Here is a 25,865-nt window from a genome sequence, read left to right as displayed (position 1 = left end):
TGATAGTCAGTCGCTTGCCTTAAGCTTACCGCCGCTCGTCCTGCCGGGTAGCCATTCGCCCCAAAAGGGGTTGAAAAGGGCTTCCCCATACAATAAACTGGCGTAATATTTGTTCTAATATTAATACGGAAACGCCACAGACCTCACAGGAAATGTCAAACCGGTCCCCGGGTGTGCGAAGATAATAAAACGGCCGGTGCGTGTAACCCATCAACGATAAAATTCGTTTAAATTGAGTAAATTTACATTGTTCATAAAATCACAGCAGAATGAGACCTATGATATATAGTGCGGTAGCGGCCCTGCTTGTTTTCGGCAGCTGTTCTACCACTTATCAGACCGCCCAGACGCCGGATGATGTGTATCACTCACCCGTACGTGACCAGCGAGGCTATGCTTCCGGCAATCAGCGTGCCAGTCAGGCCAGATCCCAGGAAACCGAAGAAACTTTCGATGAGGACGAAGGCAATTACGTTACTTATGCGGACGAAGATGAAGACCGTTATGACTATGCCCGCCGGATCGACCGGTTCAGCCGCCCCTATTCCGGCAGCTACTGGGATGGTTATTATTTCGACGACTTCGGCAGCAACATGTACATTAACAATTACTATGGCTACAACAGCTGGAACCGTTTCGGGTGGAATTCCTGGTACGGCCCTTCGCTGAGTATCGGTTTTGGTTTTGGCCGCCCCTGGGGTGGTTATTACAACAGCTGGTACAACCCCTGGTATAATAACTGGTACGGCGGTGGCTGGGGCCATGGCTGGTATGGTGGCGGCGGCTGGTACGGCGGCGGTCATGGTTGGTACGGCGGGGGCTATCCCTGGTACGGCGGCCATGGCGGCTACTACGTAAAACCCAGGCCTTCGGATTCCTACAGGCCCCGCGGGTCCAGCAACAGCCGGGCATATGACGGCAACCGTAATTACAACTACCGTAACGTAAACCCGAATGGTTCCGCGACGCGCAGGGTATATGACAGCAATAACGGCCGCCCGGTGACACAGCCGAGCAACCGCAGAACGTTTGACAGGGCGCCCGGCGAACGTCCGGCCAACCAGCCGGCACCGCAGCGCGAACGTTCCAGCAGAACGTACGAGCGTAACTATGACCGGAGCAACGCCGCTCCTCCCCGTCAACAGTCTCAGCCTTCGTATACGCCCGAACGCAGCAGCGCACCGCAGCGGAGCTACACTCCGCCCAGCAACAGCAACCCGGGCAGCAGCTCACCCGCGCCGACGAGATCTTACCGTCCCCGCGGCCGCTAACATAACAAATGCGAATTACCAGTAAGGAGAAGCTCACAAAGGGCGTCCGGCTGGTAATTCGTGTTTTTATCCCACAACAGATTTGTTCACCAGCACTTACACGATGAATAAAAGAACAGCATTTCTTTTGATAGCCCTTGGTGTATCCTCCACGGCCCTGGCACAAGACGAGCACGATGCATTACGATACAGCCGCCTGATGTTCGGCGGAACGGCCCGCACACAAGCCATCGGCGGTGCAGCCGGCTCCCTCGGCGGCGATATATCCGCCACCCATATCAACCCGGCCGGTCTCGGCTTCTTCAAAACCAGTGAAGTCAACATCACGCCCGGGTTCTATTTCAAGAATAACGACATGCGGTTCACCAGCGGTACCGGCAGCAATTCGAACCCCACCATGTCCGACAGCAAAAGCAATATGATGTTGGGGAACGTTGGTGTAGTGTTCGGCATCCCCAACCGCAACGCCAACAGCAAGTTCCGCAACTTTGCCGTGTCTATCGACTATGCCCGTACGGCCGATTTCAATAACCGCAGCTACCTCGGCGGCAAAAACACCCTTACCAGCTTCTCCGATACCTGGGTGGAAAAACTCATGCCCAACGGGAATCCGGTACCGTTCAACGATGCCAACGACGTATACGCAGAAGGCCCCAGCCTGGGTTTCCGGACATATGTCATCGGTTACGACCCCGATAACAACGGCGGCGTTGAAAAATATTACTCCGTGATCAATCCCACCGCGGCTGGCGGCATCCTTCAGAGCGATGATATCAGGGAACGCGGCGGGATCAACGAATTCTCCGTGGGCTTCGGCGGCAATTACAGTGAGCAATTGTACTTCGGCCTTTCCCTGAACTTCCCCCGGATCGATTACGAGCGCAACCGCACGTTCACGGAAACCGATCCCAACGAGAACAACGTCACCAACGACTTTGACCAGTACCAGTTCAACGAAGTACTGAATACCGACGCCACCGGTTTTAATACCAAGCTGGGTATCATTTACGCACCCATGCCGGCACTCCGCATCGGCGCCAGCTTCCACACCCCGACCTGGTTCAGCATGCATGACACCTATTCGGCGAGGGTTGATTCCTGGATGGAGGAACTTGGCAATCATTTTTCCAGCACGGAAGACCTCTATGATGGCTTCCCCATCGAATACGACTATACGCTGCGCACTCCCTGGCGCGCCGGCGGCAGCGTTTCCTACATCTTCGGCACTAACGCGGATACCAAACAGCAACACGGCTTCATTACCGCCGATGTGGAATATGTAGATTACTCCGCCACCAAATACAAGTTCAACAAAGGCGCTCCGCAAGACCGTGACAGGGCCAAAGCCATCAACCGCACGATCGAGGACTCTTACGCCGGTGCCATGAACATACGGGTGGGCGGCGAGCTGAAATTCAATGTACTGGCCGTTCGCGCAGGGTTTTCCTATTATGGCAATCCCTACAACAGCGATTTCTCCGACATCGACGCGAGCGTAAAGCGCGTGAGCGGCGGCCTGGGTTACCGTAACCGGGGGTTCTTCACCGACCTTACGTACGTGCATACACTGAACTCCAAATCCGCCTACAACCCTTACGTCCTGAACGACTCCCCCGGCCTGCCCGCGGCTCCCACAGCCGAGCATAGCCTGACCGGCGGAAATATCGTTTTGACGGTGGGTCTCAAGTTCTAGACAACATAAATTCAAGATACAAAAAGGGGAAGCGTGAAAGCGCTTCCTTTTTTTATGCAGCGCATTCGGGATGTAGATCTTCGTCCGATGATCTTGTTCCAAAAGACGGATCGCCGGTGCAGTCGGTTATTGAAAGATCCCAGGGAAAGATGAGCTGGTTTTGATGCCGGAAAATGAGGAATAGACGATCACATTCGACGGAATGATGCGTCCGGATCACGAAGCGTTACGCAATCCCCAACCGCCCGCGAATGAAAGTTTCCACGGCTTCGGGCGACCGCGCGTCGAACCAGTTCAGGTCGGGATCGCGGCGGAACCAGGTCATCTGGCGCTTTGCGTATTGGCGGGTATGGGTTTTAATACCTTCTACGGCAGACGCAAGGGTGGCATTGCCGTCGAGATAATCGAAGATTTCGGTGTAGCCCACGGTCTGGAGCGCGTTGTGCCGCCGGTACGGCAGCACGCTGCGCACTTCTTCCACGAGCCCCTGGGCCATCATCTGGTCCACCCGTTTGTGGATATTGGCATGCAGGAGCTCTTTCGGCAGTTCAAGCCCGGTCTTGATGACATTGAAACTCCGTTGGCGCGCGGTCTGCGTGCGGAATGACTGGATGGAGCGGCCCGTGGCTTCGAATATTTCCAGCGCACGGACCAGGCGGTGCGGGTTCTGGGTTTCTGCCGTTGCGTAGAACGCCGGGTCTTTCGACCTTAATTCTTCCTGCAGCCAGGAAATCCCTTTCGCAGCGTACCCCGCGCGCACGGCGTCGCGGATAGCCGCGGGAACGGGAGGCATATCGTCCATCCCTTCCAGGAAAGCCTTGATATACAGCCCTGTACCACCGGTCAACACGAGCGTATCGTGCCGGGAAAAGATATCCTGCGCGTACCCCATCGCCAGGGACTCGTACGCAGCGGCATTGACTTCTTCCGTAATCGAATGGGAATCAATGAAATAATGACGGACAGCCGCCAGTTCTTCCGCGGACGGCTTGGCCGTTCCAACGGAAATCTCCCGGTAACATTGCCGTGAATCCGCCGAAATGATCTCGGTGCCCAGCATCTGCGCGATGCGAATGGCGGTGGCCGTTTTACCTACTGCTGTAGGGCCGGCAACCAGGATAACCGTCTTGTTCATATGGTGAATGCCCGGCGCAGGACGCGCCGGACGGGCTTACTAAAACATGTTTTCGTCTTCGGAACCGCTTTCTTCCATGCCATCATCCTCACTTTCCGTCTCCTCTCCTTCTTCCCCGAAGCCGTCTTCAGACATGCCTTCGCGGTTGAGGTCGTACTTCTCTTCCATTTCTACCAGTTTATCACCGATGAGGCCTTTGGTGCCATACTGGCTGGGTGCCAATCCTTCCTTGCGGACGATGGCGGGATAGCTCAGTTTGGCGTTCTCATCTTTGGCAACACCGATCAATTCCACCAAAAACGTCCAGTTTTTAGCGAAATCGTAGAGGTAAATGAATTTCTGGTTCGGGTCCCTGACCATTGCGCCGATCGGTGTGTCTACCATCAACAGCGGCTCCGCTTTCCGGGGCGCTCCATCTTTTTCCAGCAAAATCTCCCGGCCACGCTGCCAGTTGTCGTTACTGCGGTAAAAGGTCGCCTTGTGCTTGGAGTCAAACTCATATGCTGTCAAGATGGCCTGATGAAATTGCACAAAATTCTGACTGGGCTTTACAACGATATCCCTGTAGACACTTTCGTCTTCTTCCCAATAAACTCTGAATTTTAATACCGGCATATGATTTACAATGTTGTATGAACAAAAATACCAAATTATTTAACAGGGGTCAAGTTTAGTTCCGCCGCCTTTTTCAGCATGAACGCATATGCTGCGTCATAATTATTGCTGATCTCACCGTCGAGAATGGCTTCGCGGATGGCACTTTTCAAGTCGCCCACGAGCTTTCCGGGCTTCAGTCCGAACGTTTCCATGATGAGCTCGCCCGTTACCGGCGGCTGCCAGTTGCGGATGCGGTCGCTTTCCTCCACTTCCTTCAACCGCTCGCGCACCAGCTCGAAATTTTCGAGGTAGCGGCGCACTTTCGCGCGGTTCTTGGAGGTGATATCGGCTTCGCAGAGCATCATGAGCGCTTCCAGGTCTTCGCCGGCGTCAAACAGCAGTCTGCGTATAGCCGAATCGGTGATATTCTCCTTTGTGAGGCTGATGGGCCGCAAATGCAGCTCCACGAGCTTTTTCACGAGCCGCATCTTTTCGTTCAGCGGCAGTTTCAGCCGCGTAAAGATCCTCGGCACCATTTTCCCGCCCACGGCATCATGACCGTGGAACGTCCAACCATGGCCGGCTTCAAAGCGTTTGGTAGCAGGCTTCCCGATGTCGTGCAGCAATGCCGCCCAGCGCAGCCAGAGGTCGCGGGTATGGCGGGAAATATTATCGATCACCTGGAGGGTGTGGTAAAAATTGTCTTTATGCCCCTTCCCTTCCAGCATTTCCACGCCTACGAGGTCCACCATCTGCGGGAAAATGATTTTCAGGATGCCTGATTTATACAGCAGATCGAGGCCCACGGAAGGTTTGGTACTGAGCATGATCTTGTTCAGCTCGTCGGTGATCCTTTCCTGGGAGATGATTTTTATCCGGCTGGCGTTGTCGACGATGGCCTGGAACGTTTCGGGAAGGATGGTGAAATTGAGCTGCGACGCGAAGCGGATGGCGCGCATCATGCGCAGCGGGTCGTCGCTGAAGGTCTGCCCCGGTTCCAGCGGTGTGCGGATGAGTTTGTCTTCCAGGTCTTTCAACCCGTTGAACGGATCGATCAGTTTCCCGTAGTCGGCTTCGTTGAGGCTGATCGCCAGTGCGTTGATAGTAAAATCGCGGCGCAGCTGATCGTCTTCCAGCGTTCCGGGTTCCACTTCGGGGTTGCGGGAATGGTCGCGGTAGCTTTCGCGGCGGGCGCCCACGAATTCGATCTCCGTTTCGCCGAACTTGATCTGGGCGGTACCATAAGTTTTGAAGAAATTGACTTTCAGGGACGGATCGAGCAACCGGGCCACCTGGTGCGCCAGTGCGATGCCGTCTCCCACGCAAACGATATCCATGTCTTTCGTAGGCCTGCCCAGCAGTTTGTCGCGCACGAAGCCGCCGATCAGATAAGCGGGTACGCCGATCTGCCGGGCCGCTTTCGCGACGCTTTCAAACAAATCCATTTCCCGTTTCGTACAGGGAATTTCCATCATGTATCTACCGTTTTAAGGCGCAAAAGTAATTTAATCCCGGATGATTTCCAGCCTTCCGTCTTTCCCGATGCGCACGATCCTTGAGGGGCGGGCCGGCGTTTCGTCCTGCTGCCGGTATTCCACCACATAATCCACACCGTTCCGGATTTCGGGGGAAACTTCCCTGAAGCTCGCGGGCGAGGGTGCTCCGGAGATGTTGGCAGACGTGGAAACCAGGGGTTTGCGCAGTCTTTTCACCAAATGGCGACAGAAAGGGTCCTGCACCAGGCGGATGGCGATGGAGCCGTCCTGGTTGATAACGTTGGGCGCGAGATGGAGGGCGCCTTCGTAGATAACGGTCGTGGGCCGGTCGAACCCGGCCAGTACTTCGGCGATATCGGGCGGGGGCGAGGCGAGGTATTTCATGAGGTCTTTGACGTCGGCCATGAGCACCACGAGGCTTTTGGCTTCGTCGCGCTGTTTGAGGGCGTAGATTTTGCGTACGGCGGCTTCGTCGGTAGCGTCGCAGCCCAACCCCCAGATGGTGTCTGTGGGATAGAGAATGGTGCCTCCGTTGCGGAGGGCTTCGAGCGAGCGGAGGATATCGTTTTCGAAATCGGTCATTTCAGGATGTTTTGATACACGTTCATCACGGCGTCGGCGCATTTTTCCGGCGTGAAGTGCCGGGCGTGGAGGATGCCTTTTTCCACCATTCCCTGTCGCAGCGCGGGCTCTACGGCTACGCGGAGCATGCCGTCGGCGATGCTGTCCACGCTGAAAGGGTCTACGTACAGCGCAGCGTTGCCGCCGGTTTCCGCGAAGCAGGAGCCGGAAGATGTTACCACGGGCGTATGGCTCCAGAGGGCTTCGAGGATGGGGATGCCGAAACCTTCGAAGGTGGAAGGGTACAGCAGCGCCAGGGCGCCCTGGTAGAGCGCGGGCAGGTCGCGGAAGGCGAATTTGGTGACGTCGTTCAGGAAGATCACCCGGCTGGTGAGGCCTTTTTCGGCGAGGTAGGCTTCCACTTTCTTTTTGTAGGCACCGCCGTCGCCCAAAACGACCAGCGGCACGTTGAGGCGGTCTTTCAGCAGGAACATGGCTGCTGCGATGCGGGCGAGGTTTTTCCGTTCGATGACGGAGCCGACGTAGAGGAAGTATTCCGAGGGAAGATTGTAGCGGACCAGCATCTCGCGGACCTTTTGCGGGTCAGGCGGCACCTGGAACGAGGGGTCGCAGGCCTGGTAGCAGACGGGGATTTTCTCTTCCTGAACGCCGTAGAACTCGATGAGGTCGGCTTTCGTCTGGAGGCTGATGGCGATCACCTGGTCGGCCGCCTGGCAGGCGTACTTCGCTTTTTTGCGGTACGTGTTGACGTCGATGGGATTGTATTGCCGGGGATACCGTTCAAAGATAAGATCGTGCATGGTGACGGTGCTGCGCACCCCGGTGCGGTGGATACCGAAGGGCAGTTCGGCGCTGAGGCCGTGGAAAACGTCGATCCCGTGGCTTTTCAGCTCGCCGGATACCCATCGGCTTCTCCAGACCGGTTTGAGGAGGCGGTGGAGGAATTGCCGGGGAACAACGGTGGTTACGGCCCCGGGGGGGCGGTACAGCGGCTTCACCTTGGGAGCGAAGAGCACGTATTCGTGATCTGGGTGATATTCCGCCAGGGAGGAAACCAGCGTCCGGCTGTAATTACCCAATCCCGTGCGGTTCTGGAAGGCCCTTTTGGCGTCGAAACCGATTCTCAATGCTTTTAATTTGATCAGTCGGCAAAATACTGAATTTGATTTTTTTCTTTCCCGCAAAAATTTTAACTTGAATGTCCTATTTAAAAGATCGGAACGGACATGTTCCGCAGAACCATATAAAAAGGAACGGAAAGCAAAAGTCATTGTTCACCACCCAATTTTTTTCCTGACATGAAACCCAATGAAAAACTCATGAAGCCGTTTTTCGCGCAGCTGTTAGAGTCGCAGCAACAGCTAAGCACGAGCAATCAAACTACAGAAAATTCTCACTGGACCAGCAAACTGGCCGATGTGCCTGACCAGACCCAGAAATACCCGTCAGACGGTGATGAGGAATGGTGGTTGCTGTAATCCCTCATTTTCAACGAACGTTTTCATAGGCAATGGCCCGGCGGCCGTTGCCCTTTTGTTATTTGCCGGCTTCTCCATGATACTCTGCCTTACGCATTCCCAGGACACATTTACGATAGACCGCGTTCAGCAACGGCTGGAAGCCCTCGGTTATGAAGGTTTCCGGTTCAACACCGATGAGTTCGGCACCAAATACCGCCTTCGCTACCGCTTGCACACCACCGGCCCGCAATACGAGCTCCGGTGCGGCAACCGGGTGATCGACGCCCGGGAGGTCCGCGGTGTGTGGTACCGGAAGATGTGGGACCTCCAGGTCCCTCCATCCCTCGACCCCGCCTATGTTCCGGCGTTCCTGAAAGAATACCGCACCTCGCTCCATATATTCCTCGATTCGCTGGACGTGCCCTGGATCAACCGAATGGACCTCGACCATGCCGTGGGCGCCAACAAGCTCATGCAGCTCACCGCCGCCCGGTCTGTAGGGCTCCACGTCCCGCAGACCCTTTTCAGCAACCACGCAGAAGACGCCATCCGATTTTTCGACGACCATGGCGGCAATGTGGTCGTTAAACTGCACGGGGCGCTGTCCAAATCCATGGACGGCAAAAGCGACTTCTTCCCTACCACCCGCCTGCGGAAGGAGGACGTCCCCATGCTGGAATCCCTGTCCGCCTGCCCCATGATTTTACAGGAATATGTCCCAAAAGACCGGGAATTACGCGTAATTTATATCGACGGGGATTTTTATACCGGGAGCCTCCGCGCCCCGGAGCTTACCGACTGGCGCACAGGCAATACCACCCTCGTTTCCTGGGAAACCTGGGAGCTGCCGGCCGCCGTGGAAGAGAAGTTACATGACATGATGACTTTACTGGGCTTGCCTTTCGGCGCCATAGACATGATCGTGCGGCCAGACGGCGAGCACGTTTTCCTCGAAGTGAACCCCCAGGGCGAATGGGGCATGCTGGAGAAATACCTCGGTTTCCCCATTGCCGCCACCATCGCCGAAAAATTAGTCAACCGAATCGAACAGTATGGGTAAAATTCTGATTATCACGCATTCAGCAGACAATGAAGCCGTTACATCCGTTATGGGACACCTCGAAGCCGCCGGCGCCACACCGGTCAGGTTCAATGTAGACCGCTATCCCCTCGTTACCCGACTCACTTCCGAATACAATGGCCATGGCCGCCGGCTTTGGCTGGACGACGGGCAGCGCACCCAGCAGCTCGAAGACCTCGACGCCGTTTGGTACCGCCGCAGTTACCATATTGCCGACGGGCTCGACCAGGTGCTGGAAAAACCCTATCTCTCCCCTGCTGCCGGCGAAATCAGGCGCACGCTCTTCGGGATGCTCGAATCGCTCCCCTGCTTCCAACTGGAACGGTACAGCGTGTACCGGCGGCTGGACAGTAAGGAAGAACAGCTCCGCCTCGCCACCGAATGCGGACTGCTAACGCCCGCTACCTGCATCACGAACAGCCCGGAGCGGCTGGAGCAGTTCATGAAGGAAGTGAACGGCCCCATCGTGGCGAAAATGCAGAGCGCGTTCGCCATCCAGCAAGACGGGCAGGAACAGGTCGTTTTTACGAGCGAGATCCGGGCAGACCATCTCGAACAATTACCGCAACTGCGCTTCTGCCCCATGACTTTCCAGGAAAAACTGCCGAAGGCGTTGGAATTGCGGGTAAATATGGTGGGAAAGGAAATCTTCGCGTTCAGCATCGATTCCGCGCAACAGCCCGGGGCGGAAACGGACTGGCGGAAGGAAGGCGCTTCGCTCGCCGTGCAATGGCGGCCTTATGCGTTGCCGGCTTCCGTTGCGGAAGGATTGTCGCGGTTGATGGACCGCTACGGCCTTAATTACGGCGCCATCGATCTCATCCTCACGCCTGAAGGGAAATACTACTTCCTGGAGCTCAACGCTGCCGGCGAGTTTTTCTGGCTGGACAAGCTCTGCGACGGCGCCATTTCCCGGCAACTGGCAGCGGTGCTGGCCGGAACGGCGGAAAGGAGAAAGCCCCTCATCCCCTGAACACTCATCAAATTCGAAAATCCCCATCTTTAGAACCCGCGTCTTCAGCGCGTCGCCGCTGCCTTGCCATAAACGGCGAAACATGCGTTACGCCTGGGTTATAATCCGGGGCCGCCGCAAAAAGGAACAGCCCCGCAATTGCAGGGCTGCCTTCGATATATCCATCAATTTGCACTAGTAACCTTCGTTCTGTTTCAGCTTCGGGTTGCGCAGCAGTTCCGCGTCGGTGAACGGGAACCAGAGGCGCGTGGCGTTGCGGCCTTTCGAAGTGAGGAAAGCTTCCGCTTTTCCGAAGCGCTTCATATCGATCCAGCGGCGGCCTTCGCCCACCAGTTCCCGACGGCGTTCCTTTTCCAGTTCGGCGAGGAATGCGGTGGCGTTCGCGAAATCGCCGGCGTTTTTCGGGCTGGCGTTCCGTGCCGTGCGCAACTGGTTGTAGCGCGTTACATCGACCACGTTCTGCCGCGCGGCGGCTTCCGCCGAAATGAGATACGCTTCGCTGATCCGCATGAGCGGATAGATGACATACACGGCTGCGGCGGATTGCAGCGTATCGGTAGAATATTTCAGCATGTAGTTCACGTCTCTTCCCGTAGCGTTCTGTTTTGCTTTGCGGATGATTTCGCGGCGGGTATCTCCGGGCTCGTAGGAATCCGCCAGTGCATCGTCCATCGACGTGAGGCCCGTGCCATTGCCGAGGAACGGCGGCGCGGGGCTGTAGAAGCTGAACAGGCCATAGCGTTCGTAGGCGCTGGGCATCGGGCCGTCAGACATCTGCCAGAGCATTTCGCTGGCCGGGCTGTTGTACCGGAAAATCGGCGAGAACGTGCCTGCAGACAGGCTTCTCTTTCCCGAGCCGATCACGGCTTCCGCCAGTTCTTTCGCACGCGCATGTTTCCCGCGCTGCAGGCTCACCCGCGCAAGGAGCAGCTGTGCGGCTTGCTTCGACGCGGCTTTGGGGGATTTGAAATCGCCCAGTAATGGAATGGCGGCTTCGAGGTCTTTCTCCACCTGGTCGAGCACTTCGGTTTCCGTGCTTTTGGGTTTGCGGATCTGGTCGATATCCGTTTCCACGGAAGCAATGAGCACCACGCCGCCAAACACTTCCGCCAGCTGGTTGTAGGAATGTGCGCGGATGACGAGGGCTTCGCCCAGCAGCTGCCGCATCGCCGGCGTAGCCGGATTCCCGATTTTGCCGATCACGAAATTCGCGTTCCCGATGGCGGTATATGCCGCGATATACAACCGCCCGATCCCGAAACCATCGGCGGAACTGGGGTTGCAGGCTTCGTAGGCCTGCGGGTTGAACTGCGCGGGATTGCCGCCCTGCAGGGAAATGATGTCGTCGCTGTAAATGTCCGTCATGGGGTACGACTGCGGAGGCCAGCTGCCCGACATGCTCATGTAAGCGCCTTTCAGCAGCAGCGCGATGTCGTTATCGGTGAGCTGATCTTTCCCGATCGCCTGGTCTGGCGCGGGCCTGTCGAGGTATTTGCCGCAGGAGGCAAGTGCCGCCACACAGGCTATGAATAAGTATTTTTTATAGTTGAGCAACATGATGTGTCTGTTTTAATGATGTCAGAAACGAAGATCGATACCGAATGAAACGGCGCGCGGCAGCGGCGCTACGTCTCGCTGCAACCCGGACTCCAGGCCCTGTTCGGGATCATCGGCGTTCAGTCGTTTATCCTTTATCGTGAACAGGTTCTGCGTGGCCGCGTACACCCGCACCTGCTGGAACCCTGCTTTCTGGATGAGGTTGTTGGGCAGGTTGTAGGCCAGCGTTACGTTGCGGCAGCGGAGGAACGAGCCGCTGTAGATGTAATGCGTGGAAGGCATGAGGTTCCAGTCGTTGGTCCTCCCGGCGCCGTGCTCGCCCACGATCGCGCGGGGATAGCGGGCCTGGTCGCCGGGTTGCTGCCAGCGGTCGAGCACCCAGGTCGGCTTGTTGTTCACCACGCCTGTCCAGATATCGAAATCATAGTTGCGGTAGAACTGTTCGCTGAAGTTGTAGATCTTGTTCCCGAAGTTGAATGCCAGCTGGGTGTTCAGGCTGAAGCCCTTCCAGCCCAGGTCTACCGTTACGCCGCCGTTCACTTTCGGCAGGGCAACGGGTATGTACACCATATCCTGCTGGTTGATCTTCCCGTCCTTGTTCACATCGGTATAGATGAGGTCGCCCGTTTGCGGGTCCACGCCTTCCGACTGGTACAGTTGCAGCAATCCGAGCGGCTGGCCGATGCGCACGGAGCCCATGGGGCTTCCCGGGAAATACACACCGAACGCCATGGTGCTGTCGCGCAGCTCGGTGACGCGGTTGCGGTTGATATTGGCCACGGCGCTCACCTCCCAATGAAATGCGCCGGGTTTCCCGTTTAGGGACACGGCGAGGTCGAGCCCGCGGTTGGTCATGGCCCCGAGGTTCACGCGCTGCGAGGTAAACCCGCCGCTCGACCAGGGGATCTGGCGGCTGGTGAGCAATCCGTCGGTTTTCTTCACATAATATTCTGCAGTGATGGAAAGGCGGTTGTTGAAGAAGCGCGTTTCCAGGCCGATGTCGTGCTGGCGCGTGCGTTCCCATTTAAGGTTGGGATTGCCGAGCAGGGTGTTGAGGCGAAGGGCGGGCTCGTTGAGATAAAGCAGGCTGTTGACGAGGTCCTGCGTATCGTAATGCCCCACCGGCCGGATGTTCCCAGTGATGCCGAAGCTGCTTCGCACCTTCAGGTAGCTGAGGGTTTTGTTGCCGCGGAGGAAGTTTTCGTCAGACACGATCCAGCCACCCGAAATGGCCGGGAACCAGGCCTGGCGGTACTTCTTCAGCTTGCTCGTGCCATCGCGGCGAAGGCTGAGGCTGAGGAGGTATTTGCCGTCCCAGCTCATGTTGGAGCGCACGAAATACGATTCGGAAAATTCTTCGTAGAGGCGGTTTTCGCTATTGTAATAGTTCGTGGAGATGGAGGCGTTCGCCGGTTTCCAGAGGCCCTCGATCATGGGAAAACCCTGCAGGTTCTTCTTGTTGATCCGGTATTGGTTGCCCGTGAACTCCTGTCCCAGCAAGGCGTCGCCTTTCAGTTTGCTGTAGCTGAAACGGTAGGTCAATACGTTATTGAACGTGTATCGCATCCCTTTGTTCTCCGTTTCCAGGTAGTCGCCCTTGGTGCCGAGGCCGCCGTAGCTGTGGGGCGACATAAACTCCACCAGGTTGCTTTCGCTCCGCGATCCGGCGATCATGGAGCGGAAGCTGAAATTCTTGTTCAGCGTGGCTTCCGCGAAGAAATTACCCGTATAGTTCCAGTTATCTTTTTGGTTGTCGTAGAAATAACGGAGGATGCCGTAAGGGTGTTCCTGGAAACCGTTCCAGTAGTCCCAGGTGCCATCGGGATTGGTTTTGATGGAATCTGGCGTATCCGGCCTTGCGGCGATGGCGGAGTTGATGGCTTCGGCCAGGCCGTCGTAGCGGACTTTCGAAATGTTCACGTCCATGCCGGCTTTGAGCCAGCGGTTCACTTTTTGGGTGAGGGCCAGTTTGCCGGAGTAGCGGTCGAGGCGGCCGTCGCCCACGGCATTGGCTTCGCCGTATTTGCCGAAAGAAAAATAATAGCTGGTCTGGTTGCTGCCGCCGGCAACGCTCAGCTGGATGTTGGAGAGCGGTGCGCTGGCGGGCTTCACTTTATCGAGCCAGTTGAAATCGTCCGGTCCCATTTTCAGTTCGTTCATCTGCAGGTTGAGGATGTCTTTTTCCCCGCGGAGATTGGCTTCCTCCCCGGGCGTTACGCCGCCGGCGAGCCGCCTGTCGATATCCCCGATCCGGTTCTGGCGCGCTTCCTTGAACATCATCGCGTATTCGTCGCTGTTGAGCGGGCGGTAAGAGAAAGACGACATATTAAAGCCCGTGTAGGCGTTGATGTTAACGACGGGCCTGGCGCCGAAGGAACCTTTTTTGGTGGTGATGAGGATCACGCCCTGCGCGCCGCGCGCACCGTACATCGCCGAAGAAGCAGCGTCTTTCAGGACTTCGATAGACGCGATGTCCTGCGGGTTGAGGTTGAACATGCTGAAGTTGGCGTTGGCGCCCGAGGGCGCGGCGTCGATCACCAGTCCGTCCACGACGATCAGCGGGTTGGAACCGGAACCGGTCACGTTATTCTGGATGGTTTGAACACCACGGATGGTAAAATTGGGCATGGAGCCCGGCGTTGCGCCGGTGTTGGAGACAGACAGGCCGGCCACGCGCCCCTGCAGGGCGGAGATGGGGTTGTTGACCATGTTCTCTTCCGGTTTCAGCGCCCCGACTTTGCCGATGGAGCCGGAAAGCTCGCGTTTCTGCTGGGTGCCGTATCCGACTACGATCACTTCGTTCAGCCGCGAGCCGCCGGTTTGCAGCGGCAGCTGGAGGGCCAGCGGGCCACGGTCTTTCACGGGGAATTCCATCTGGCGGTAGCCCAGTGAGGTTACGACTAGTATGGCGCCCTCGGTCACGGAAACGCTGAACTGCCCGTCTTCATTGGAGATGGCGCCTTTGCCCGTGCCTTTGACGATCACGGTGGCGCCGATCACCGGGTTCCCGTCATCCCCCGTCACCCTGCCGGAAACGATGAAAGCGGTGTCGGCCAACGGCCTTTCCGCAAGGCGGGGCTGGATGAGGATTTTGTTGTCCATCTGGCGGAAGGAAAGGGAATGCGGCTGCAGGAGCTGATCGAGCAGGGCGGCAAGGTCGCGCCGGCCTTCGGGAAGGCTCAGGTGGCGGATGTGCCCCACGTCCGACTTGCGGTACATGAAACGGAAATCCGTCTGGCTTTCGATCTGTTTGAAAGCCTCCATGAGCGAGGCGTCTTTCAACGCCATGCGCACGATCTGCCCGTTGAGCCGCTGCGCTTTGGCGGAGGCGGCTACGATAACCTGTGCGGTTACGGCGATCAGCATAAAAGACAATAACGAAATTCGCATACATCGATACAGGAAAATCGCGCTGGGCAGTTTCGGGAAAGCGCGGGCGCTTCCCGCTGCGAGTGCGGAAAAATTCATACTTTAGTGATTGCAGGTGAATAAAACGCCCGTTGACGCGGGCTTTTAAAATCTGGGGCCGTTGCACAATTCCCGTTGTGCAAGGCCGCGAGCCTCTGCTTCGGCAGAGGTTTTTCCGTTTACGGCGGTTGGATGTTGACGTTCATACGCATGATTCTGGTTGTGCCGGGTAATTACGGCAAGTAAATAATAACGCTCTTTTGCTCTTTGTCTATGGTGTATGCGGCCTGCAGGAAGGCGCAGATGCTTTTCAGCGCCTGCTCCAGCGGCTCGTTGCTGCCGAAGGTGGTGGAGAAACGCTGGCTGCGCAGGGCTTCGTCGGGGATGGAAATTTTGTAACCGAAACGGTCTTCGAGCAGGGAGGCGGCCTGCTGGAGCGTGACATCGTCGAACAGCAGATCGCCCTGCTGCCATGCGGCGGGCTGCGATGCCGCCTGCTGGAGCGATTGGCCGTCGTCTGCATTATACACGATCTGCTGGTTGGCGGTCAATTCCCCGAGCGGCGTTGCTTCTTTATCTACCCGCACTTTCCCTTTAAAAACCGTTACCGTCACTTTCCCGCTTTGCGGAGCCGCGACTTCGAACGTGGTACCCAGTACGGTGGTCTGCAATCCACCGGCATGGACTACGAAGGGCTGGCTGGTTTGTTGTTCTACGGTGAACAGGGCCTTCCCTTCCAGGAACACTTCCCTTTTATGAAATGCAGCGGCATACCGCAATTTGCTGCCGGCGCTTACCAGCACGGTGCTCCCGTCTGGCAGGGCGATGAGGTTGTTTTCCCGGATGGGCTGCACGGATTGATCGGTGGCCGCTACGGCAGGCGCTTTCGGGCCGGGTTGCATCACGAGGAACGCCACGGTGGCGGCGCCGGCGAGTACCAGTACGGCGGCGGCTATTTTCCAGGCAGCGAACATCGTTTTCTTCGGTGCAGGCCCAGCCTGGGCGGCGATCTGTTGCAAGATGCCGGCGTGCATCCGGCTGCCGAGGCGTTCGCGCTCTTCGGTCGTGAGCAAATCCGTTACATCGGGTTGCGAGGCGAACGCGTCGTAACTGGCGAGGAGGAAACGCTCCTCTTCGGGCGAGGCTTTGCCTTCCCGGTATTTTTGCAGTATTTCGAGGAAATACGAGTGGTCCATATCCTTAAGACAGCCGGAAAGGCAATTGCCCCATCCGCCGTGAAAATATTTTTCGGGGAAGGATGGGAACATCCTGGACGGTTGCCTGTTGTTCATTTATCAAACCGGTGAAATATGATATTTGTAGAAAGTGAATTCGCGCGCCTGCAAACGGTTGTACTGGCTGAATCGGAGTTCGGGTTCCCGGCGGTGCCCCGTCCGGAAGACCTTCGTTTTCTCACCCCGGAAGCCCGGGAGGAAGTGCAGCAATATCGTGGCCGCGATCATGCCGAAGCCCTGCCCGACGTTCATCGTGCCTGGGAGCTGGAACGGGAAGCGCTGAAACGGATGCTGGAGAAATACGGCGTGAAGGTGCTCCATCCCCGCAAACTCCTGCCCGAAGAGAAACAGGCGGCGGGTGTGGACGGGTATTCCAATTTCTTTGCCCGCGACCCGTTTTTTACCGTGGGGAATAGCGTGGTGGAGGGGTCGATGCGGTTTCTCCACCGCAGGAACGAAGTGTTGCCGATCCGGGGCATCATCGAGCGGGAAGTGATGCCGGAAGATTGTCACTATGTGGCCGTTCCCCGCCCTGCCATCGCTGCGCCGGACGATGCCACCCTCGGCCCCGGCCCTTTCCTGGAAGGCGGTGATGTGCTCGTACTGGGTAAAAAGGTGCTGGTCGGCAACTCCGGACTGGCCTCCAACGCGCAGGGCGCCCGCTGGCTGCAGAAGTACCTCGGGCACTGGGGGTATGATGTGGAGATGACGCGCCTCCATCCAGACGTCCTGCACCTGGATTGCGCATTGGGCCTTATCCGCGAGGGATTGATGGTGATTTGCGAAGAAGCTTTCCTCGACGGGGTGCCGTCTATCCTCCAAAACTGGACGCCGATTCCCGTAGACCTTTCGGAAACAGGTACCCTCATCACCAACGGGCTCCCCGTTTCATCCGGCGTATATATCACCGACCCCGCATTTGCCCGTATCGGCGAACAGGTGGAGGCGCACGGCATCAAAGTGGAATATATCGATTTCAGGATCAGCCGGAGCTTTGGCGGATCGTTCAGGTGCAGTACGCAGTCGCTGTTGCGAAAGGATTAATTACCAGCAGAACAGGGAACCGAGCGTGGCCCGGAGCCTTGCCAGGGCTTTGCCCAGCTGGTTCTGGACGGTTTTGCGGGAGATGTTCAGCTGCCGGGCGATCTCGTCTGGACTGGCGCCTTCGTTATACCGCATCCGGAAAATTTCCTGCCGGCCTGGCGGGAGCGCGTTTACCAGATCGTGGTAGGATTTCAGCCATTCATTACGACGGGCCAGGGCGTCAGCGGTTTCCCCGTTGGCGGTTTGTTCCGCCAGGAGGTCGGCCATGGGCAGGAAGCGTTGCTGCACTTCCAGCAGGTTCAGCACGCGGTTGCGGACCGCGGTATGGATGTACGCCGGGAGGTGGACGATGTGGAGGTCTGCGCGGCGGTTCCAGAGCTGCAGGAAGAAATCCTGGGTAATGTCCTGCGCGGCGGCGCCGTCGTTGAGGCGTTTGAAGGCGGCATTGTAAACGGGCTGCCAGTAGCGTTGATAGATCGCGTTAAAAGCTTCTATGCTGCCGTCTTTCAGCGAACGCAGCAGTTCCGCGTCGCCCTGGTCTTTATATGCGCCCGTATCCCCCATGAATAATGTTAGCCAGTCGGATAAAAATACGTTTTATCACCCAACTGTGCGTGATTATATTATTTTTGCGGAAAACAAGCATAAACCAATGGATATACAGCAACAAATCCAGGCTGCATGGAACGACCGCAGTCTTTTGCAGCAAACGCAATATTCTGACGCGGTACGTTCGGTGATCGAAGCCGTGGACAAGGGAAAGCTTCGCGTGGCGGAGCCGGTGGAAGATGGCTGGAAGGTGAACGAGTGGGTAAAACAGGCGATCCTGATGTATTTCTCGATCCAGCCGATGGAAACGATGACGCTGCCTCCGTTCGAGTTCTACGACAAAATGAAGCTGAAAACGAACTATAAGGAGCTGGGCGTTCGCGTGGTGCCGCATGCGGTGGCGCGTTACGGTGCGTTCATTGCCAAGGGCGCTATCCTGATGCCTTCGTATGTAAATATCGGCGCATATGTAGATGAGGGAACAATGGTGGATACCTGGGCTACGGTGGGTTCCTGTGCGCAGATCGGCAAGCATGTGCATTTGAGTGGCGGCGTGGGCATCGGCGGTGTGCTGGAGCCTTTGCAGGCCAGCCCCGTGATCATTGAAGACGGCGTGTTCGTGGGCAGCCGCTGCATCGTGGTGGAAGGCGTTCGTGTGGAAAAAGAAGCGGTACTTGGCGCCAACGTGGTGCTGACACAGTCTACCAAGATCATCGACGTAACCGGTGCCGAGCCTGTTGAATACAAAGGCCGTGTTCCGGCCCGCAGTGTGGTGATCCCCGGCAGCTATACCAAGAAATTCCCTGCCGGAGAGTTCCAGGTGCCCTGCGCACTGATCATCGGCCAGCGTAAAGCGAGCACCGACCTTAAAACGAGCCTGAACGATACCCTGCGCGAATTCAACGTTGCAGTGTAACGACAGTAAAATACCTTTTGAAAAGCCGCGCTGGTCGCGGCTTTTTCATTTTCTGTCAAATTTTTTCTTGCCAGAATTTGGAAATAATGAGAAAGTGCGTACATTTGCACTCCCTAACACGGACTAACGATGCCCAGATGGCGAAATTGGTAGACGCACTGTGTTCAGGTCGCAGCGCCGGCAACGGTGTGCTGGTTCGAATCCAGTTCTGGGCACCTGAAATTAAAAAGGCTTTAAGTCACTAGACTTGAAGCCTTTTTTAGTTTATATCTTTTTTATTCGTGAATGCCGCATTAGTCCAGCTCCATCCTCAACAACCATCTTTGCGGGGCGCATGTTTGTAAATTACTTCTCCCTCCCGTTCTGCATATTCGCCCGAAATTATCGGATATGCATATTTGGGAGCGTGCGATACGCTATGGCTTTTTATCATTATCTTGTCGCCCAACTTCAGACTGCCTAACTGCTGAGGAGCATCGTCAAATCTTAGGATAAAATCATCCCCGTTAATGCTGACCATTACGCCGAAACCCAATAATGAGCCTGGCGGAAGAGCGAGATCCGTTACAACCGCCTCCATATTGGTGTAATCCTTAATATGCTGCCTTATTTTAGCCTCGGCGGCATACACCTTTTTCCCTTCGGGAGACGCTTCCCACATTTTGAACGCTATCCCCGCCGGGGTCATCTCCCATTCTTCCTTTGCTGCCCTCCTTTCCGCATCCGTAAGCGGTTTAGGAGCTGGCTTCTTTGGGTCCTCATTTTGAATGGCGCGGCTGGCAAATACGAATCCACTTACCACGATCAGCGAAAAGATCAGCGCATACATTGCTTTTTTCATAGTGTTTGTGTGTTAGTTTAAAAATATAGATGCTGTGGTAGCGAAACTACTTTATAGCGCGCTGAATGAGGGATTCGGATTGTAAATAATAATGTAAATTTTGTAAATAATGTCTTGACAATGTGCTTGTTAGAGGAAGTCAGCTACCATAAAGGAATTAACAAGAATATATTGAATTATTGGGGGACAAGGTGAAGACCTGACAGCGCTGGCGGCGTACAGCAGACATTGGTGAATGCCGTCAGTCTGGGCAAAAATATCGGTCGGATATCAGGACGGGATCTTATAACGCGTTACGCTACTATTAATTTGCTGCAACAAAAAAGGGCAATCCGGCGGACTGCCCCTCAAGCGTTTACTTACATTTCCCGGTTACTCGTAGCAACCGTTGGAATTCAGGCAGTCTATCACGTGATCGATCGCTGCGCTGTACATTACGTCCCAGGAGGTGCCGTTCGGGGCAGATACCCAAACCGTGATCATCTGGCCGCAGGCGTCCCACATCTTGAAAGCTTTCTGGATGCGGAAATTGCCCACTTCCTGCTTGTTGGCAGAAACCTTGATGTCAGACTTGTTTGTTTTAACCGCAACTGCCGCTTTCCTTTCAGCAGGCATCGTGGATTTGGAGCCGGCGGCGAAGGCACCGGAGCCTATCATCAGGCAGGCAAAAGCAAATACTACTTTCTTCATAATAGTCGGATTTAAGCATTAACGATGCGTAAAAATCCGACAGTTCAAACGTTTCTTCCCCAACAGATACATATTTGCCTGCATCGGCCTGATATTCGTTCCCTTTAGCATAAAATCCGCTGCGCGGGAGCCGGCTTCCATCCTCTGTTTTTATTTCACCGCTATAACGACCGGCTTCCCTTTCAGTACGAACGATGCCACATTGGTATCATCTTCCGGCGGAAGCCCCCACCCTCTTTCTTTCCCCGGTATTACGAGGTAACCCGTTATGGACCCGCCACCATCGATCTTGCCGGTAAAAATCAATGTCTCCGACAACGGCCAGAACCCGAAATCGATCCATAGTTTCTCGTCCGGCATCAGCTCCCACGGCCCCCGGAAAATCCCGCGGGCAATCAGCGTAGTGTCCATAGCGCCATGTCCGCAGGCCGCGCAGCCGCTGTCGCTGCAATCCGCATCCAGGAAACATTTCTGGTGCGAATAGTCGATCCGCATCCGCACGCCTTTCAACAGCACGGTACATTTACATGGATCGCCGGAGCGGACGCAATGGCTGTAGGAGAAGAAAGGTCGTTGTATACCAAGTTCCTGCTCATCCATCCTGCCCGTGCCCGACAGCTCGCCATACCCCGATCCCACATAAAAACCGGACAGGTTTTTCCCGCCATACCAACCCCTGGCCACGGCGAGCGTCCGCTCTTCCAGACAGGGATGCGCGTACAATTCCTCATCCTCGCAAGGCGGATTGGGCACCATCTTCAGGTACTTTTGCGATTCGGGTAAAGTGGCTTTCAGCCGCGCCATGTTGTACCCCGAAAAGTAATCGGCGTCCAGTTCGTTCTGGAGCTTCTGACCGTCGTCTGCCCCGCTGGTATTCCCGTTCAGGTGATGGCCCAGCTCATGGAGGTATACCGCCATTTTGTCCCAGTTCTTGTGGCGGACGTCCACCGCAGAATCGAAAGCGGTTTTACTGTAGAGGACATACCGCGTATTGTCGCGCGCCGAAATGAGCGAGGCGAAATTGCGGACTTCGTCGCAGCCCCGGAGCAAAATCCTGCCCCGCAAACCGAGCGGCTGCAGCAGCTGCTGCATGGTATTTTCGGCCAAACTGTCCTGCACCGTGGGCGGCAGCGCCATACAGGGATACTCCACGGCCGCCGTATCGTCGCCCAGGAAACATACCCGGCCGTAATATTGCTGTGCGGACGCAATGCCCGGCAGCAGGAAAACCGGGAGCAGCAGGGCACTCCGCAGTATGATGGTTCGCAGGTCAATCATCGGTCATTTCCTGGTTGATGTAAGCGGGATTCACGTCGTTCTCACCCAGTGAGCTCACTTTTTTCATGGCCGCTATGGCAAGGTCGCGCGATTGTTTGTTCCAGTATCTGGGATGCAGCATGAACCCGCAGTTCAGCATTTTCTGCTTATCCGACCAGATGACATTGCAATCCCGTTTCCCGATGTTGCCGATAAAAGGGCAATCCGTTCCGAAGAAAGCGTACCGGTAAGAATATCCCCCAACGCCCGGGCCTTTCCCCTGTGAGGAATAGTACTTGAAACCTTTCGCCCGTTTCGAATAACCGGTCAGTTCATGGCCCAGGCTGTCGATGTAACAGATGAACAGCACGGCGTGCCCCGTGCGGGTGGTCCGGTTCAGGTTGACGAACGAGCCCGGCGTCAGTTCCCGGTAAGTGCACATGCTCCCCATTCCGTATGCGTTCAGCGCATAGGCCGAGCCGTAGGAACCGGAATTCACCCACATAAAATCCTTGAAGGTTTTGGATTGGGTAGACACCCAGTGCCGGATGGGGAGATAGCTGAACACCGAGGAATCACCGGTTTCCGCGGCGTAGATGTTCAATGCGGTCACGATGAGCTCCAGTTGCGCGGCCACGCACATGGTCACCGCCGGCCGGGAAGCTTTCAGCTTGTTTTTCCCAAAAGGGAGATCGTGGGTAAAAACCCCTTTGATATCGTAGCCCCGCAAAGCATAGTTTTTCTCTATCGTGTCTACGGCCCGCAGCAGGTAGCTGTTGAACTTTCTGTCCTGGGCTTTCAATGGCGCCGCTGCCCACAACACCGCGAGCAGGCACAGCAAGTGCCGGAAACGTTTCATGTTAACCATATCCTGTTGATTTAATTAGTCTGATGCACCGATCTGTACGATCCGGGAAAGCACTTTTTCCAGTCCGCCCTTAAACTTACCCTCGAACCCGTAATCGTTTTTATCATCCCCTTTCCGCAGGTACCGCAACTGGGCAACCAGGTTATCTATCTTACCGGCTTCGCTTCCCGGCAGTTTTTTCGCGTCTTGCAGCAACGTCACGTTATCATCGAAATTTTTCAGGAGAATGCGGTAATAATCGTTGTAAAACGGCTTGAAATCCCGCGCCAGCATCACCGCCTGCGCGGTAAAATCTTTCACCTTCCGGATCTCGGGCCGCAGCAATCCGTTCTTGTAGAAATTGTTGTTCCTGTTGGTATTGTTCATATCAAACAGCTCGTCTGCCTGCTCCTTGACGGGGCGCGTATTGCCATGTACATCTATATTCAATTCCGACCGGAACCGCTCCACCAGCGCGTTGATCGCGGGGAAATAATCGTCGTACTTCGCTTTGTGGAAACGCAGATCGCCAGAGAATTCCTGCGACTGGTCATTGAGTTGTTGATAAAAGTTTACATACGGCATCATGGAAGTCGAAAACTGTTCCAGCATTTCCTTCCTGATGGGCGCGTCGATCTTGACCGGCAACGTATCGCCTTCTTTCAGTTTTCTGGTCAGCTTTTCGATGAACGGAATATTGAAGGAAGCGAGCGTCGAAATTACCGACGTCACGATATTGACGGCGGGGAACGATTTGGCGATACCGCCGACGATGTCGGAGACCGTCGTTTTCAACCTGTTTTTATATTCCGGCGCGATGTTGGCCGTGGAGATGACCTGCTCCGCCACGGTGATGACCCGCTCCGTGAAAACGAACCCCAGCTGGTCGTTCGTGGGGTTGCCCACCTGGCTCATGAGCGTATTGGCCAACGCCTCGTTCCGGTCTGCGATAATGTCTTTCACCGTGTTCTGGAGGGTAGACATCAATTCCATCGTCAACAGTGCATTCCGGTAAGACGTATTATACGGTTCCGCGTAAGATTTTGCGTTGGTGTGATTGATTTCATTCACCACTTTGGCGAGGCTGTCGATCCGTTCCTGGAAAGCCTTCAGCAGCGAGTCCGTATTGCCGGTGGATTGCGCAAACAGAGTGATGGGGAGCAGCAACAACAACAGGCAGTAATATTTGATCATGGTACAAGAATTTATCAGCCGATGGGAATTGCGGATGGGGACGGCATGCAGCTTTCCGGCCAGGACGGATGGCAAGTTAGTCCCAACGTCATGGGGCGCGCATTAAGTCGCACATGCATTTGCATCAGGTATATGAAAGAACCGGGGTTTATCAGCAACGCAATGCGCTTTCACTGTTTTCCGAAAAGGGATTGATTTGACTGGAAGGCCGTTCAACCGACGCGATGAATCTGGGGTAAATCCTGGCGATAATATTAAGAGAAGATGCCGGCAGGTATAGTTGTCAATGTCTGCTTAGTGCTTATTGGGGCCGGACATACATCTTTTACCAAAGTAAGATATTTATTTTGATCTGCCAATTTTCAAGCCGATCGCATGCCCGGATCGAGGGGTTTATCCGGCGGTTCGTGGGCCAGATTCCGCGGTTGATGGAAAAATCGCGGGGAACGCGGGCGGGCGGGGGCAATTTGCGGGTATGCAACCAGATAAAATCAAGAACAAAGGGCAGGCGCGGCTGTTCGAGAACCAGTATCTTGAAATGCTCACCAAAACGCATCCGCTGGTGATCTGGGGGATGTACCTGCCGGTAATCGGGTATTTGCTGTATTACAGCGTGGCGCAGGCGGGATGGGGCGTGGCGCAGGCGGCGGGGATTTTCTTCCTGGGGGTTTCGGGGTGGACGCTTTTCGAGTACATCATGCACCGTTTCGTTTTTCACTTCGTGACGGAGCGCCCCCGGCTGCGGCGCATCATTTACACGCTGCACGGCAACCATCATGAATACCCGCGCGACAAGCAGCGCCTCTTCATGCCACCCGTTCCCAGCCTCATCATCGCCTCTGTCATTTTCGGCTTGATGCGGCTGGTACTGGGCATGGCGGCGTTCCCGTACTTTCCGGGGTTTATGCTCGGCTACCTGCTGTATGGCACCATCCACTATGCGATCCACGCCTGGCGCCCGCCGTTCCCATGGGCCAAGCCCCTGTGGCGGAACCACCACCTGCATCACTACAAGAGCGAGGAAAGAGGCTTCGGGGTCAGCACTTCGCTGTGGGACCGCGTTTTCGGGACGTTCTTCAAGGGTTAGGTTGTTCAAAAAGCGCAGTTCGTATCTTTGCCGGATATGCTGCACCGCTTTCCTCCTTCACCGGCCCAGGCTATGACCGACGCCTCGTTCCTCGCGCATCCCGCAGAAACGCTCGCAAAGCTGAAAATAGAATCGCGGCCGGGGAAGCGGACCGTGCTCATGACCGAGCATACCTTGATATTCGTGCAGCGGGGCGTCAAGCTCCTCCATTTTCCGGATGAAACGGTACGGGTTTCGCCGGGGGAAGTGTTCCTGCTGCGCAAAGGCATTTACGTCATGGCAGAATACATAGGGGAAAGCGCCGATTTCGAGGCGATCATGCTGTTCCTCCCCCTGAAGCTCCTCCAATCCATGTCGATGCACGGCAGCCATGCGCCTCATCGCCATTCCCGGCCTTACCTGGTGTTTCCTGCCACGCCGCTGCTGAAGGGGTTTACGGAAAGCTTCCGGCAATACTTCGGCCAGCCGCCGGCACAGTTCGAACCGCTCATGCGGCTGAAGCAGCAGGAAGCGTTGCTGCTGCTGTTGTCTGGCCCCCAGCGGGGAATCGTCCAATCGTTCATCCGTTCGGCGATCGACAGCGAGCCGGCCACCATGGACCATATCCTCAGGCAATACCTCCTGCAGCCCGTCACCATCGAAGAACTGGCCAGTCTCTGTAATTGCAGCCTCGCCAAGTTCAAGCGCGATTTCCGGCAACGGTACCAATGTTCTCCCCGCACCTGGATCAACGATCAGCGGTTGGCGCATGCGCACCTCCTGCTGAGGAATACGGACAAACAGGTAGCCGCGATCGCCCTGGATTGCGGTTATGAAAACACTTCCTGGTTCATCCGGCTGTACAGGGAAAAATACGGCCATACCCCCACCGAAGAAAGAGCCAAAAGAGTTACCCGATGAGCCATCCGGGTTACCTGTGATCCCCATTTCCGGCCGACCTTTGCTGAAAAAA

Annotated in this window: 23 protein-coding genes and 1 tRNA gene; 10 read left to right on the top strand and 14 right to left on the bottom strand. The window is 55.9% G+C overall.

Annotated features, from left to right (window positions below; translation table 11 throughout):
- Positions 1-269 precede the first annotated feature (269 nt).
- Together ACQKLP_RS09930 and ACQKLP_RS09925 are read left to right on the top strand one after the other, a co-directional pair.
- On the top strand, positions 270-1,271 hold the full coding sequence (locus tag ACQKLP_RS09930; protein WP_427322457.1) for a hypothetical protein: 1,002 nt from the start codon (positions 270-272) through the stop codon (positions 1,269-1,271).
- 103 nt (positions 1,272-1,374) lie between these two features.
- Positions 1,375-2,964, top strand: coding sequence for an OmpP1/FadL family transporter (locus ACQKLP_RS09925; RefSeq protein WP_427322455.1), 1,590 nt, complete (start codon positions 1,375-1,377; stop codon positions 2,962-2,964).
- A 226-nt stretch (positions 2,965-3,190) separates the two neighbouring features.
- On the opposite strand, the gene miaA is transcribed toward ACQKLP_RS09925, so the two are convergent.
- Genes miaA through ACQKLP_RS09900 form a run of 5 tightly spaced genes read right to left on the bottom strand, consistent with a single transcriptional unit; the run spans position 3,191 to position 7,901 of the window.
- The gene (gene miaA / locus ACQKLP_RS09920) at positions 3,191-4,099 is read right to left on the bottom strand and encodes a tRNA (adenosine(37)-N6)-dimethylallyltransferase MiaA (RefSeq protein WP_427322453.1); all 909 of its coding nucleotides are present in this window, start codon (positions 4,097-4,099) and stop codon (positions 3,191-3,193) included.
- A gap of 39 nt (positions 4,100-4,138) precedes the next feature.
- The gene (locus tag ACQKLP_RS09915) at positions 4,139-4,714 is read right to left on the bottom strand and encodes an IS1096 element passenger TnpR family protein (RefSeq protein ID WP_427322450.1); all 576 of its coding nucleotides are present in this window, start codon (positions 4,712-4,714) and stop codon (positions 4,139-4,141) included.
- A gap of 35 nt (positions 4,715-4,749) precedes the next feature.
- Positions 4,750-6,171, bottom strand: coding sequence for a CCA tRNA nucleotidyltransferase (locus tag ACQKLP_RS09910; RefSeq protein ID WP_427322448.1), 1,422 nt, complete (start codon positions 6,169-6,171; stop codon positions 4,750-4,752).
- Positions 6,172-6,201: 30 nt separating this feature from the next.
- The gene (locus ACQKLP_RS09905) at positions 6,202-6,774 is read right to left on the bottom strand and encodes an L-threonylcarbamoyladenylate synthase (protein WP_427322446.1); all 573 of its coding nucleotides are present in this window, start codon (positions 6,772-6,774) and stop codon (positions 6,202-6,204) included.
- Positions 6,771-7,901, bottom strand: coding sequence for a glycosyltransferase family 4 protein (locus tag ACQKLP_RS09900; protein WP_427322444.1), 1,131 nt, complete (start codon positions 7,899-7,901; stop codon positions 6,771-6,773). Before ACQKLP_RS09900 ends, ACQKLP_RS09905 begins: the two co-directional genes overlap by 4 nt.
- Before the next feature lie 171 nt (positions 7,902-8,072).
- Between ACQKLP_RS09900 and ACQKLP_RS09895 the strand changes: the two genes are divergently transcribed.
- From ACQKLP_RS09895 to ACQKLP_RS09885, 3 genes are all read left to right on the top strand, one after another.
- Complete coding sequence (locus tag ACQKLP_RS09895; protein ID WP_427322442.1) at positions 8,073-8,252, top strand: microviridin/marinostatin family tricyclic proteinase inhibitor; 180 nt, start codon at positions 8,073-8,075, stop codon at positions 8,250-8,252.
- Between the two features lie 76 nt (positions 8,253-8,328).
- Entirely contained in the window at positions 8,329-9,294 is a 966-nt protein-coding gene (locus ACQKLP_RS09890) for an MvdC/MvdD family ATP grasp protein (protein ID WP_427322440.1), read from the top strand.
- Positions 9,287-10,288, top strand: a complete 1,002-nt coding sequence (locus ACQKLP_RS09885; RefSeq protein WP_427322438.1) for an MvdC/MvdD family ATP grasp protein — start codon at positions 9,287-9,289, stop codon at positions 10,286-10,288. Before ACQKLP_RS09890 ends, ACQKLP_RS09885 begins: the two co-directional genes overlap by 8 nt.
- Positions 10,289-10,462: 174 nt before the next feature.
- Here ACQKLP_RS09885 and ACQKLP_RS09880 read toward each other — a convergent pair whose 3' ends face one another.
- The 3 genes from ACQKLP_RS09880 to ACQKLP_RS09870 all read right to left on the bottom strand — a co-directional run bounded on the left by ACQKLP_RS09880 (position 10,463) and on the right by ACQKLP_RS09870 (position 16,521).
- Positions 10,463-11,845 (bottom strand): RagB/SusD family nutrient uptake outer membrane protein, encoded by a 1,383-nt coding sequence (locus tag ACQKLP_RS09880; protein WP_427322435.1) that lies wholly within the window; start codon positions 11,843-11,845, stop codon positions 10,463-10,465.
- A 21-nt stretch (positions 11,846-11,866) separates the two neighbouring features.
- Positions 11,867-15,313 (bottom strand): SusC/RagA family TonB-linked outer membrane protein, encoded by a 3,447-nt coding sequence (locus tag ACQKLP_RS09875; RefSeq protein ID WP_427322433.1) that lies wholly within the window; start codon positions 15,311-15,313, stop codon positions 11,867-11,869.
- Positions 15,314-15,486: 173 nt separating this feature from the next.
- Positions 15,487-16,521 carry a FecR family protein gene (locus tag ACQKLP_RS09870; protein WP_427322431.1) on the bottom strand — a complete coding sequence of 345 codons (1,035 nt, stop codon included), beginning with the start codon at positions 16,519-16,521 and terminating at the stop codon, positions 15,487-15,489.
- Positions 16,522-16,563: 42 nt separating this feature from the next.
- On the opposite strand from ACQKLP_RS09870, the gene ACQKLP_RS09865 reads away from it, so the two are divergent.
- Complete coding sequence (locus tag ACQKLP_RS09865) at positions 16,564-17,532, top strand: dimethylarginine dimethylaminohydrolase family protein (RefSeq protein WP_427322429.1); 969 nt, start codon at positions 16,564-16,566, stop codon at positions 17,530-17,532.
- Here ACQKLP_RS09865 and ACQKLP_RS09860 read toward each other — a convergent pair whose 3' ends face one another.
- Positions 17,533-18,096: an RNA polymerase sigma-70 factor gene (locus ACQKLP_RS09860; protein ID WP_427322427.1), complete on the bottom strand. Its 564-nt coding sequence runs from the start codon at positions 18,094-18,096 to the stop codon at positions 17,533-17,535.
- Positions 18,097-18,184: 88 nt separating this feature from the next.
- Here ACQKLP_RS09860 and ACQKLP_RS09855 point away from each other — a divergent pair, with 88 nt between their 5' ends.
- Together ACQKLP_RS09855 and ACQKLP_RS09850 are read left to right on the top strand one after the other, a co-directional pair.
- Complete coding sequence (locus ACQKLP_RS09855) at positions 18,185-18,997, top strand: 2,3,4,5-tetrahydropyridine-2,6-dicarboxylate N-succinyltransferase (RefSeq protein ID WP_341838882.1); 813 nt, start codon at positions 18,185-18,187, stop codon at positions 18,995-18,997.
- A gap of 131 nt (positions 18,998-19,128) precedes the next feature.
- Positions 19,129-19,212: transfer RNA gene (locus tag ACQKLP_RS09850), tRNA-Leu, on the top strand.
- A 95-nt stretch (positions 19,213-19,307) separates the two neighbouring features.
- Here the strand turns inward: ACQKLP_RS09850 and ACQKLP_RS09845 are convergent.
- From ACQKLP_RS09845 to ACQKLP_RS09825, 5 genes are all read right to left on the bottom strand, one after another.
- On the bottom strand, positions 19,308-19,838 hold the full coding sequence (locus tag ACQKLP_RS09845) for a hypothetical protein (protein ID WP_427322425.1): 531 nt from the start codon (positions 19,836-19,838) through the stop codon (positions 19,308-19,310).
- 372 nt (positions 19,839-20,210) lie between these two features.
- Positions 20,211-20,528: a hypothetical protein gene (locus tag ACQKLP_RS09840; RefSeq protein ID WP_427322423.1), complete on the bottom strand. Its 318-nt coding sequence runs from the start codon at positions 20,526-20,528 to the stop codon at positions 20,211-20,213.
- 150 nt (positions 20,529-20,678) lie between these two features.
- The gene (locus ACQKLP_RS09835) at positions 20,679-21,806 is read right to left on the bottom strand and encodes a hypothetical protein (protein WP_427322421.1); all 1,128 of its coding nucleotides are present in this window, start codon (positions 21,804-21,806) and stop codon (positions 20,679-20,681) included.
- Positions 21,799-22,653 (bottom strand): hypothetical protein, encoded by an 855-nt coding sequence (locus tag ACQKLP_RS09830; protein ID WP_427322419.1) that lies wholly within the window; start codon positions 22,651-22,653, stop codon positions 21,799-21,801. The genes ACQKLP_RS09835 and ACQKLP_RS09830 overlap by 8 nt, the downstream gene beginning before the upstream one ends.
- A gap of 15 nt (positions 22,654-22,668) precedes the next feature.
- Positions 22,669-23,826, bottom strand: a complete 1,158-nt coding sequence (locus tag ACQKLP_RS09825) for a hypothetical protein (RefSeq protein WP_427322417.1) — start codon at positions 23,824-23,826, stop codon at positions 22,669-22,671.
- A 475-nt stretch (positions 23,827-24,301) separates the two neighbouring features.
- On the opposite strand from ACQKLP_RS09825, the gene ACQKLP_RS09820 reads away from it, so the two are divergent.
- Together ACQKLP_RS09820 and ACQKLP_RS09815 are read left to right on the top strand one after the other, a co-directional pair.
- Entirely contained in the window at positions 24,302-24,913 is a 612-nt protein-coding gene (locus tag ACQKLP_RS09820; RefSeq protein WP_427322415.1) for a sterol desaturase family protein, read from the top strand.
- A 36-nt stretch (positions 24,914-24,949) separates the two neighbouring features.
- Positions 24,950-25,813, top strand: a complete 864-nt coding sequence (locus tag ACQKLP_RS09815; RefSeq protein ID WP_427322413.1) for a helix-turn-helix domain-containing protein — start codon at positions 24,950-24,952, stop codon at positions 25,811-25,813.
- The last annotated feature ends 52 nt before the right edge of the window (positions 25,814-25,865 follow it).

The organism is Chitinophaga sp. NPDC101104 (assembly GCF_050277495.1).
Classification (GTDB): domain Bacteria; phylum Bacteroidota; class Bacteroidia; order Chitinophagales; family Chitinophagaceae; genus Chitinophaga.
This window is presented reverse-complemented; position numbering and strand designations above follow the sequence as displayed.

Coding starts and splice junctions, on each gene's coding strand:
- ACQKLP_RS09875 (WP_427322433.1), bottom strand. CDS start 15,313: ATGAATTTTTCCGCACTCGCAGCGGGAAGCGCCCGCGCTTTCCCGAAA.
- ACQKLP_RS09860 (WP_427322427.1), bottom strand. CDS start 18,096: ATGGGGGATACGGGCGCATATAAAGACCAGGGCGACGCGGAACTGCTG.
- ACQKLP_RS09895 (WP_427322442.1), top strand. CDS start 8,073: ATGAAACCCAATGAAAAACTCATGAAGCCGTTTTTCGCGCAGCTGTTA.
- ACQKLP_RS09885 (WP_427322438.1), top strand. CDS start 9,287: ATGGGTAAAATTCTGATTATCACGCATTCAGCAGACAATGAAGCCGTT.
- ACQKLP_RS09825 (WP_427322417.1), bottom strand. CDS start 23,826: ATGATCAAATATTACTGCCTGTTGTTGTTGCTGCTCCCCATCACTCTG.
- ACQKLP_RS09925 (WP_427322455.1), top strand. CDS start 1,375: ATGAATAAAAGAACAGCATTTCTTTTGATAGCCCTTGGTGTATCCTCC.
- ACQKLP_RS09815 (WP_427322413.1), top strand. CDS start 24,950: ATGCTGCACCGCTTTCCTCCTTCACCGGCCCAGGCTATGACCGACGCC.
- ACQKLP_RS09930 (WP_427322457.1), top strand. CDS start 270: ATGAGACCTATGATATATAGTGCGGTAGCGGCCCTGCTTGTTTTCGGC.
- ACQKLP_RS09870 (WP_427322431.1), bottom strand. CDS start 16,521: ATGTTCCCATCCTTCCCCGAAAAATATTTTCACGGCGGATGGGGCAAT.
- ACQKLP_RS09880 (WP_427322435.1), bottom strand. CDS start 11,845: ATGTTGCTCAACTATAAAAAATACTTATTCATAGCCTGTGTGGCGGCA.
- ACQKLP_RS09840 (WP_427322423.1), bottom strand. CDS start 20,528: ATGAAGAAAGTAGTATTTGCTTTTGCCTGCCTGATGATAGGCTCCGGT.
- ACQKLP_RS09905 (WP_427322446.1), bottom strand. CDS start 6,774: ATGACCGATTTCGAAAACGATATCCTCCGCTCGCTCGAAGCCCTCCGC.
- ACQKLP_RS09830 (WP_427322419.1), bottom strand. CDS start 22,653: ATGGTTAACATGAAACGTTTCCGGCACTTGCTGTGCCTGCTCGCGGTG.
- ACQKLP_RS09845 (WP_427322425.1), bottom strand. CDS start 19,838: ATGAAAAAAGCAATGTATGCGCTGATCTTTTCGCTGATCGTGGTAAGT.
- ACQKLP_RS09865 (WP_427322429.1), top strand. CDS start 16,564: ATGATATTTGTAGAAAGTGAATTCGCGCGCCTGCAAACGGTTGTACTG.
- ACQKLP_RS09915 (WP_427322450.1), bottom strand. CDS start 4,714: ATGCCGGTATTAAAATTCAGAGTTTATTGGGAAGAAGACGAAAGTGTC.
- ACQKLP_RS09835 (WP_427322421.1), bottom strand. CDS start 21,806: ATGATTGACCTGCGAACCATCATACTGCGGAGTGCCCTGCTGCTCCCG.
- miaA (WP_427322453.1), bottom strand. CDS start 4,099: ATGAACAAGACGGTTATCCTGGTTGCCGGCCCTACAGCAGTAGGTAAA.
- ACQKLP_RS09820 (WP_427322415.1), top strand. CDS start 24,302: ATGCAACCAGATAAAATCAAGAACAAAGGGCAGGCGCGGCTGTTCGAG.
- ACQKLP_RS09890 (WP_427322440.1), top strand. CDS start 8,329: ATGATACTCTGCCTTACGCATTCCCAGGACACATTTACGATAGACCGC.
- ACQKLP_RS09910 (WP_427322448.1), bottom strand. CDS start 6,171: ATGATGGAAATTCCCTGTACGAAACGGGAAATGGATTTGTTTGAAAGC.
- ACQKLP_RS09855 (WP_341838882.1), top strand. CDS start 18,185: ATGGATATACAGCAACAAATCCAGGCTGCATGGAACGACCGCAGTCTT.